Genomic DNA, 8,172 nt, shown 5'->3' with positions numbered 1-8,172 from the left:
CTATTTGCTCAATGTGTTCGGCTGAGATCGGAAATCAACCCCCGTCGTGCAACCAACGGTTGCTTGGAAGGGTGCCGGCCGCCGCGTATGCTTAAAGCAACAAACAGCAGAAAGGAGCCGTCATGGCCTTTGCAGAAAAGCTCATCGCCATCCGCCGCGACAACAATCTCACCCAAGAGCAACTCGCCGCCAAGCTCTTCGTCACACGCCAAGCCGTCAGCCGTTGGGAACGCGGCGAAGTCACGCCGGGCATCGACATGATGAAGCTCATTGCCGCCATAACCGGAGAACCGCTGTCCCACCTGCTCGAAATGCCCGAGCACTATTGCCAGAGCTGCGGCATGATACTCACGCCCGACGACTGCGGCACCGATGCTCACGGCGCAACGACCGACCATTACTGCAAGTGGTGCTACGACCACGGCAAGTACACCTACGAGACCACGATGGAGGCCATGATTGAGGATTGCGCCCCGCGCCTGGCACAAAACACCGGTATGTCGCTCGACGAAGCCGTCTCGCTCATGGGCGCCGTGCTGCCGCAATTGGAGCGCTGGCGCACCGTGCAGGAAAACGAGGAGCGCTACGGTGCCGAGGCGCGGGCGCGCTATGGCGACGAGGCCGTCGATGCAGCAAACGAGGCACTGCTGGACATGGACCCCGAGACATGGAACGACATGAAGGAACTTGAACGCGCTATTCTGGGCCAGCTCTCGATCGCCATGGGCGACGGCGAACCGGATGGAAGCGAGGCGCGCAAGCTTGTCGCAATGCACCGTCGATGGATTGGCCTTAACTGGGGACACGAACCCCAAGACGAAGCATACCTGGGCCTCGCCCACGGCTATCTTGCCGATCAGCGCTTTGTTGACTACTACGACAAGCCCTGCGGCACCGGAGCTACGGCGTTTCTGGTACAGGCCATCGAGTCGTCGCTGGCCCGCGTATAGATTGCGGCGGCTTTGGGTATTTCAATCAAAACCGCAACCGATTGGAGACACCATGGCTACTGATCATGAACTCGCGCTCTACGTTATGACTGGCTGCCCGTATTGCATAAAGGTCAAGCGCTTTTTGGCCGATAACGGCGTGACCATCCCTGAGCGCAACATCTCGATCGACTCCGATGCCGAGCAGACGCTCATCGCCGTCGGCGGAAAGCGCCAAGTTCCCTGCCTGTTCATTGACGGCACGCCACTCTACGAGTCGGGCGACATCATCGCGTGGATACAGAAGAACCTGCTCTAGCGTTCTATTGCGGTCGGCCGGCCCCAACGCACAAACCCATACGGCACAAACATGTACGTCAGCATCCAAAGTCGATATTTTTCGACATCTTTGGATGCTGACGTACAGCTATTTGTGGGCAGTCGTTGGGGACGTTCTTAAATGACTAGTTACTTGTATTTTTGTCTACAAAATTGTATACAAAAAGAGAAGCCGCCTCATGGAGCTCATCGCTCGATGTTGCCCCGATCGGGATGGTTACATCATTTACCACGCCCTTGTCCCTCCTACGCGCAAGGTGCTCAGGGAAATCGGAATCGATCGATAGGAGGCGCTATGGACGCTAAACAGCTCGAAAAGATGATGGGGTTTGCTCCCGGTGAGCTAGAAAAAGCCGCAGCGGCATACGAAAAAGATGAGTGGCCGAAGGGCCACACCGTCAAGTTGGGAAGGCCGCCGATTTCCGATGAACCAAGCGTTGTTTTATCGGCACGTGTGGGCGAATCGGTTCTTGAAGCATTTGACGCAAAGGCAAAGCGCCATGGGCAAACGCGCACGGAGCGACTCAGGGAACTCATTACACTCGATGCAATGATTGCCTAGTCCCCTGCCGAACCAAACATGTACGTCAGCATCCAAAAACGATATTTTTCGACATCCTTGGATGCTGGCGTACAGTTTTTTGCATGGGTCCGGCACAGGCGATCCGTTCTTCTCCGTCCCCAAGGGATCATTTAGCCACAAAAGCGGGCGATGGGCGCAAGCTGCTGCTCGCGAAAGACACGGTCGACAGCGGCACGGTATTCATCGACCTTTTTGGTCTTGCGTACGAGTTTGTGAACGGTCGCGGGATCGGCGAAGGCGCATTTGGCGTAGAACCACCACTCCTTCATGCGAAAGACCGCGTTGCCCCCAATCTCGTCCGCATAGGCCGCAAACAGCATGTCATGGAAGCGTTGCAGCTCAGCGGCGGTAGCGGCAGGGTCGCCCTTAACCATGCGAGCCAGCGCGGGATTCGCAAGCAAGCCGCGCCCCAACATTACGTGGCGTGTTCCGGGATAGGCCTTCACCAGCGCATCCATGTCCTCAAGATCAAAGATGTCGCCGTTATAGGCCACGGGGAACGGCGCCCGTTCCAGCGTCTCGCCGTAAAACTCTTTGCGCGGTGAGCCCGTATAACGGTCCTTTTGCACGCGCGGATGCACGATCAACTCCGCCAGCGGCATTCGGCAATAGAGGTCGAGCACGCGCTCGTACTCGTCATCGCATTCGAGCCCCAGTCTGGTCTTGACCGACACCGGCAAGGGCGAGCGTTCGCACACGTCGCTCAAGAACACCTCGAGCTCATCCAAATTGCGCAGAAAGCCCGAACCCTTGCCCTTCGCGACCACCGTACCCGAAGGGCAGCCAAGGTTGAGGTTGACCTCGCGGTAACCCATATCGGCAAGCACCTGCGCCGCCCACACAAACTCGTCCGCATTCTTGGACATCAGCTGGGGCACCACGTTAAGTCCCTGGTTGTTGGCAGGATCGACCTCTTTAAACGCCTTGCCGCCAAAGCGATTGCCCACCCGCGGCGGCGGCAAAAACGGCGTGTAATAACAATCGAGCGCGCCGAAGCACTCCGCATGCACGCGACGGAACACATGCCCGGTAATCCCCTCCATAGGAGCCAGCGATAAATACATCAACATCCATTCTCAAATCAATGTGACAAAGGGACTGTCCCTTTGTCACATAATACGCCCACCGAGGGCGGGGGTTCTCTATACTGAGTCACATATGACGGTATCGCGCCAAAGGAGAACGCCGTGACCACGTCGCAGATATCCCTGCTCGCGCTCATCTTGGTTGGGGGCATCGGCATCCTGCTTATCGGAGTGAGCGCGCTCATGAAAGCCGCCGCTCGCAAGAAAGCCAAGGCCTGTACCGCCGTGACCATGGGAACGGTCATCGACCATCGCTTTATGGGCGAAGGCAGGATGTATCCCGTTTTGGAATACGCCGTCGGCGGCACGCAATACCGCGCGAAAAAACAATTCCGTGGCATAAAGACCAAAAGCTTGTCGGAACTCCCCATCCGCACGCAAGCCACCGCCTACGAAGACGCCAAGGGCTGGCTGCACGTGCAGACAGGCCCCATCGCCCGCCTAGGCACCCTCGCGGAGCAGCTTTGGCCCCTCGGTAGCCAAATGACCGTGTACTACAACCCCAGCAACCCAGACAAAAGCTATGTCGAACGCCCCATCGTGGGCAACTTTGCCACACTGATGTTTAACATCGCAGGCTTCTTGCTCATCGCGATGAGCATCTTGCTCTATGTTCTTATCCAGCGCTAGCTCAAACTGATGCGCCCCGCGCCCCATGCGCCGCAACGACCGTTACGACACCAAGGATCAGCCATGGCAACACTTTCCGAACAAGAACGCAAGCGTATCCAGCGATACTGCATCTATCCCAAGATTGCCGGCACAGCGCTTGCCATGGCGTTTGTGCTGCCTTTTTTGATCATTCCCTTCGAAATGATTGACAATATCGTCTTCCATCATGAAAGCTTCCAGGAGACGGGCATGATGACCGCCTTGGCGCTCACCGTCGTCGAGCTCGCCATCTTCTGCTACTGCGCGCTCGCGCCGCGCTTTGGCATGCGCGGCAAGCAGTGGAAAGAAATGCAGCACCGACTCGTCGTCGAGCAGGCTGAGAAAGACCACTCGGCACAAATCGCAGGTGTTATCGGTACGCAGGCCGCCGCGCGCCTGCTCAAGAACAGCGACAACGAGACCGCACGCAACCTGGGCGGCGCGGCAGAAGTCGCCGCTGCCGTAGGCGCCGTCGCCACCGCGGCAGACGTGCTTGCCGAAAGCTTTGCCAACGCAAAAGCCATGTCAGAGGCCTGTGGCGTGCCTATCCCCCGTGCAAAAAAGTGGATCGTCGCGCTTGTGGCACTGCCCCTCGCAATCGTGTGCGGTGCCTATATCCCGCAGCTGGCGCAGGGAAACATCGAGATGCAACAGAACGCCGCGGCCGCGGCCGAGCAGATCGCCATCGCCCGCAAGGCATTAGAGCCCGCATGCGAGTACGTGTCCGCCGATGATCCCTACGAGCGATATCAAGATTACGGCTATCATGTCCGCGGCTATCTGCACGAAGGCGACTCCGACGCCCAGAAGACCTATACGTATCTGGACTTTGACAACAAGGGGACGCTCAAGGAAGTGAGCTACGCGGCAGAGGTCGACCCCAGCGCGAGCCTCGAGGATAACCTTGCCCGCATCGAACGCGAGCTTGACGAGCTTTCCTCTGCCGTTCAAACCGTTGACGTCAAGACGGTGAGCCCCGAGCTCTTGGCACCGCAGAAACTCCCCGAAGAGTTTAGGCAGGCATTTTTGAACGGCTCACTCTACGAGAGAATCTCTATCAGGACGAGTGACGACCTCATCAAAACGTATTACTCGTTTGATACGGATCCCGAGGACGAGTTTGACGAGTACACCCATCCAAGCGTCCGTATTACGCTGATGGGCAAAACAAACTAGAAGGCGCGGGAAGGGGCCACCCCCTTCCCGCGCCTTTTCATCCAATGTGACAAAGGGACTGTCCCTTTGTCACATTATTCGGAGCGTAGGGCTTCCACAGGGTCTTTCTTGGATGCGCTGCGGGCCGGCAGCAGGCCGGCAACGACCGTCAGCAGCACCGAAACTGCAATAAGCACCAGCGCATCCTGCACGGGCAGGCTCATCAGATTGGGTACCTGCTTGGCCGCAAGCGCCCAGGCATTAACCGGAAGGCTCACAGCCACCACGACGACAATGGCAAAGACGCCGGCAATGAGACCTTCGATAAAGGTCTCGGCATTAAATACGTTGGCCACGTTGCGCTTTGACGCGCCAATCGCGCGCAGGATGCCAATCTCCTTTTTGCGCTCCAGCACGCTGATGTAGGTGATGATGCCGATCATGATGGAGCTCACCACCAAACTGATACTCACGAATGCGATGAGCACCAAGCTGATGGTGTTCACGATGTCGGTCACCGAACCCATGATGATACCCATGTAGTCGGTGTACGAGATCGCCTGTTCATCATGGCCGGCGGCTTTGACCTGCTTGTTGTACGCATCGATGTGATCGAGCACGCGCTCCTTGGCCTCAAAGTCGCGCGGGAAAATCTTGACCGAGATGGGGTCCGCCTCGTCCGCATAGCCCAACGTGGCCAGATTGTTTTCGTAGGTGAGCTTTGACGCCTTGGCATAGCTCATCATGAGCGAACTCAGGTCCTCAGCGTCCATGCTAAAGTGGATAGCGCGAGCAAAGGCGTTTGCATCCACGCGCATGGCGCTCGCCAAGTTGGCAAAACTCGAAGACATCTGCGTCGCCATTTGGTCCATGAGCCCTGCCGCACCCGCCTTGAGCTGGGTTGATACCGTCGTCGCAATCTGCTCGCTGACCGCCTTCATCACCTGATCCATAGACTGCTGCAAATACGGAGCCAGCTGCTTTTGCACATAGTCGCCCATCACCTGCTGCAGACGCTCGGCCAGGGCATCGCCGCCGAGTGCCCTGAGCTGAGCCAGGTATTGCTGGGCCGCGGCATCATTCTCAAGATACGCCGAGAATGCGGCAGCAAGCTTTGACGCATCCTTAAGATCTTCGGGCGACAGCGCCTTAAACTGATCGGACTGCATAAAGCCCTCAAACAGCTGATTGGCAAGCGTTCCCACCTGCTGCATTTGCTCGGGCGTGAGCTCCAGACCGTCAAAGATGCCCGAGAAATCCGGGGCCGGCGCCTTGGCCATGATGTCACCGAAGTCGATGTCTCGCCCAACACCCGAAAGGTCAATATCCAGCCCGGACAAATCAAGGCTAGAAAGGTCCATGCCGCCGGCCGCACCCGAGAGCGCAGACGAATCGAGAGAGAACGCGCTCTTCAGTGCCGCCTCGTCTACGCTGAACATACTGCCCAAATCCACGCCCTGCTTGGCTTCGCCCTGCAGCTCGTCGAAGGTTTTGCCCGTAAAGACATCCGTCTCGGGGTAGGCAAGCTGCTCCTGCACAATCTGCGAATCGGCAGCACGCTCCATAAGCTGGCGAGTCAGCGCATGCGTATAGGCAATGCCCGGGGACAATGCGCTCGCGTTTGCCGCCTCGTTGGGTCGCACCACGCCCACAATGCGCACGTCAATACCGTCGGCAACCTTGGCCGCCATAAAGTCGGCATCGCCAGACATGTCAGTCCACATGCCGGTCTCTTCGTTTTTGCGATAGGCATCGGACGGCGACAGCACCTTAAACGTCGTGGACAGCGCATCGTCGTAGGTAAAGTCGGTGCCGGCCTTGGGCGTCTCGACCTTGCCGTCGGCCGTCATGGCACTGTTAACCAGGTCGTTGAGCTCATCGATATCCAGCGCGCCGATGCTATAGAGCGTGTAGTCACCCACCGTGCCGCGGCTCGAAAGCACCATCACGGCCTCGTTGGCAGACGTAGGCCAATGGCCGGCAACGACATCGTACTGGCTGTCGAGCAGGCTCTGGTCGTCAATCATCTCGTTAAAGACCGAGGTCCCCATGGAATCCATGCTCACCGTTGCCGCCGAGCTCGCGCCTCCGCTCATGGCCTCGGTCATAGCGTTGGGCACCAGCCGGACAGGTTTCTCATCGCCCTTGCCCGCACGATAGACAACCGGCGTCACACCATAGCCGTACTGGATAGCATTGACCTCTTTATTGATACCGTCGCCACCGGCATCGAGCCATGCCTTAAAGCTCGTCATGTCGTTGGACTTAACGCTTGCGAACATATCCTTTACGGCCGTGACCACAGGAATCTTATCGGTCCCCTGAGCCTTGCCGTCAGTGCTGCCGTCGAACGAGCCCTCGTTCTTGGACGTATCGTCATCCGTAGCCCCATGCCCGCCCATCATGGACGACAGGTCATAATCTTGTTTGGAAATCGTCAGCGGGTAGCTCGAGAGCGTGTCCTCCTCGACCTTTTTGATGTAGTCGTTTACGCCGTTGGAGAGCGCCAGGATCGCCGCAATGCCGATAATGCCAATCGAACCTGCAAAGGCCGTCATGGCCGTGCGGCCCTTCTTGGTCATGAGGTTTCGGACAGAAAGCCCAAGCGCCGTCACAAAGCTCATCGAGGTTTTGCGCGTGGGCTTGGCCTCGCGACGCGCGGCCTCGGCAGCATCAAAGGGATCTGAATCGTCGGTGACCTTGCCGTCCGCCAGGTTGACAATGCGCGTGGCGTACTTGTACGCCAGCTCGGGATTGTGCGTGACCATGATGACCAGACGGTCGCGCGCAACGTCCTTGAGCAAATCCATGACCTGGACGGACGTCGTTGAATCCAAGGCGCCGGTCGGCTCGTCAGCCAGCACAATCTCGGGGTCATTGATCAGGGCGCGGGCAATGGCCACGCGCTGCATCTGCCCGCCCGAAAGCTGGCTCGGGCGCTTGTCAACGTGCTCGCCCAGACCGACTGCCTCGAGCGCCTTGCGCGCACGTTGGCGGCGCTCGGCATGCCCCACGCCCGTGAGCGTAAGCGCCAACTCCACGTTTTCCAAAATGCTCTGATGCGGAATGAGGTTATAGCTCTGGAACACAAAGCCGATGCGATTATTGCGATAGGCATCCCAATCGCGGTCGTTGAAATCCTTGGTCGAGATGCCGTCGATCAGCAGATCGCCCGAATCGAAATGATCGAGTCCACCGATGACGTTGAGCATCGTAGTTTTACCCGAACCCGAGGGACCCAGAATGGCTACGAACTCGTTATCGCGAAAAGACAGGCTTACGCTGTCGAGCGCTACCTGCGTAAACGACTGCGTAACGTACCTTTTGCAAATAACTCTGAGATCCAGCATGGACGGCAACCTCTCTCGCGCGGGCGCGCTCGCCCGCTCCCCCGCCGTTCACGTTCGGCGCGTTTGTCCTACTCTATCCT

7 protein-coding genes are annotated in these 8,172 nt (G+C 58.1%); 5 read left to right on the top strand and 2 right to left on the bottom strand.

Annotated elements, in window-relative coordinates; translation table 11 throughout:
- Positions 1–122 precede the first annotated feature (122 nt).
- From DXD56_RS08315 to DXD56_RS08305, 3 genes are all read left to right on the top strand, one after another.
- On the top strand, positions 123–950 hold the full coding sequence (locus tag DXD56_RS08315; protein ID WP_117640866.1) for a TipAS antibiotic-recognition domain-containing protein: 828 nt from the start codon (positions 123–125) through the stop codon (positions 948–950).
- Between the two features lie 52 nt (positions 951–1,002).
- Positions 1,003–1,248: a glutaredoxin gene (locus DXD56_RS08310; protein WP_117640865.1), complete on the top strand. Its 246-nt coding sequence runs from the start codon at positions 1,003–1,005 to the stop codon at positions 1,246–1,248.
- A gap of 315 nt (positions 1,249–1,563) precedes the next feature.
- Positions 1,564–1,830: a ribbon-helix-helix protein, CopG family gene (locus DXD56_RS08305; RefSeq protein ID WP_055252530.1), complete on the top strand. Its 267-nt coding sequence runs from the start codon at positions 1,564–1,566 to the stop codon at positions 1,828–1,830.
- Positions 1,831–1,961: 131 nt separating this feature from the next.
- On the opposite strand, the gene DXD56_RS08300 is transcribed toward DXD56_RS08305, so the two are convergent.
- The gene (locus DXD56_RS08300; protein WP_117640864.1) at positions 1,962–2,915 is read right to left on the bottom strand and encodes a tRNA-dihydrouridine synthase; all 954 of its coding nucleotides are present in this window, start codon (positions 2,913–2,915) and stop codon (positions 1,962–1,964) included.
- A gap of 123 nt (positions 2,916–3,038) precedes the next feature.
- Between DXD56_RS08300 and DXD56_RS08295 the strand changes: the two genes are divergently transcribed.
- Both DXD56_RS08295 and DXD56_RS08290 read left to right on the top strand, forming a co-directional pair.
- Entirely contained in the window at positions 3,039–3,566 is a 528-nt protein-coding gene (locus tag DXD56_RS08295; protein WP_117640863.1) for a DUF3592 domain-containing protein, read from the top strand.
- A 63-nt stretch (positions 3,567–3,629) separates the two neighbouring features.
- Positions 3,630–4,763 carry a hypothetical protein gene (locus DXD56_RS08290; protein WP_117640862.1) on the top strand — a complete coding sequence of 378 codons (1,134 nt, stop codon included), beginning with the start codon at positions 3,630–3,632 and terminating at the stop codon, positions 4,761–4,763.
- 74 nt (positions 4,764–4,837) lie between these two features.
- On the opposite strand, the gene DXD56_RS08285 is transcribed toward DXD56_RS08290, so the two are convergent.
- The gene (locus DXD56_RS08285) at positions 4,838–8,092 is read right to left on the bottom strand and encodes an ABC transporter ATP-binding protein/permease (protein ID WP_117640861.1); all 3,255 of its coding nucleotides are present in this window, start codon (positions 8,090–8,092) and stop codon (positions 4,838–4,840) included.
- Positions 8,093–8,172: the final 80 nt, after the last annotated feature.

The organism is Collinsella sp. TM06-3, assembly GCF_003436395.1.
Lineage (GTDB): Bacteria > Actinomycetota > Coriobacteriia > Coriobacteriales > Coriobacteriaceae > Collinsella.
Note: the sequence above shows the minus strand (reverse complement) of the source record. Positions and strands in the feature narration are given on the sequence as shown.

What these genes read in the sequence shown, in the direction of transcription:
- DXD56_RS08315 (WP_117640866.1), top strand. Translation starts at nt 123, where the DNA reads ATGGCCTTTGCAGAAAAGCTCATCGCCATCCGCCGCGACAACAATCTC.
- DXD56_RS08310 (WP_117640865.1), top strand. Translation starts at nt 1,003, where the DNA reads ATGGCTACTGATCATGAACTCGCGCTCTACGTTATGACTGGCTGCCCG.
- DXD56_RS08305 (WP_055252530.1), top strand. Translation starts at nt 1,564, where the DNA reads ATGGACGCTAAACAGCTCGAAAAGATGATGGGGTTTGCTCCCGGTGAG.
- DXD56_RS08300 (WP_117640864.1), bottom strand. Translation starts at nt 2,915, where the DNA reads ATGTATTTATCGCTGGCTCCTATGGAGGGGATTACCGGGCATGTGTTC.
- DXD56_RS08290 (WP_117640862.1), top strand. Translation starts at nt 3,630, where the DNA reads ATGGCAACACTTTCCGAACAAGAACGCAAGCGTATCCAGCGATACTGC.
- DXD56_RS08285 (WP_117640861.1), bottom strand. Translation starts at nt 8,092, where the DNA reads ATGCTGGATCTCAGAGTTATTTGCAAAAGGTACGTTACGCAGTCGTTT.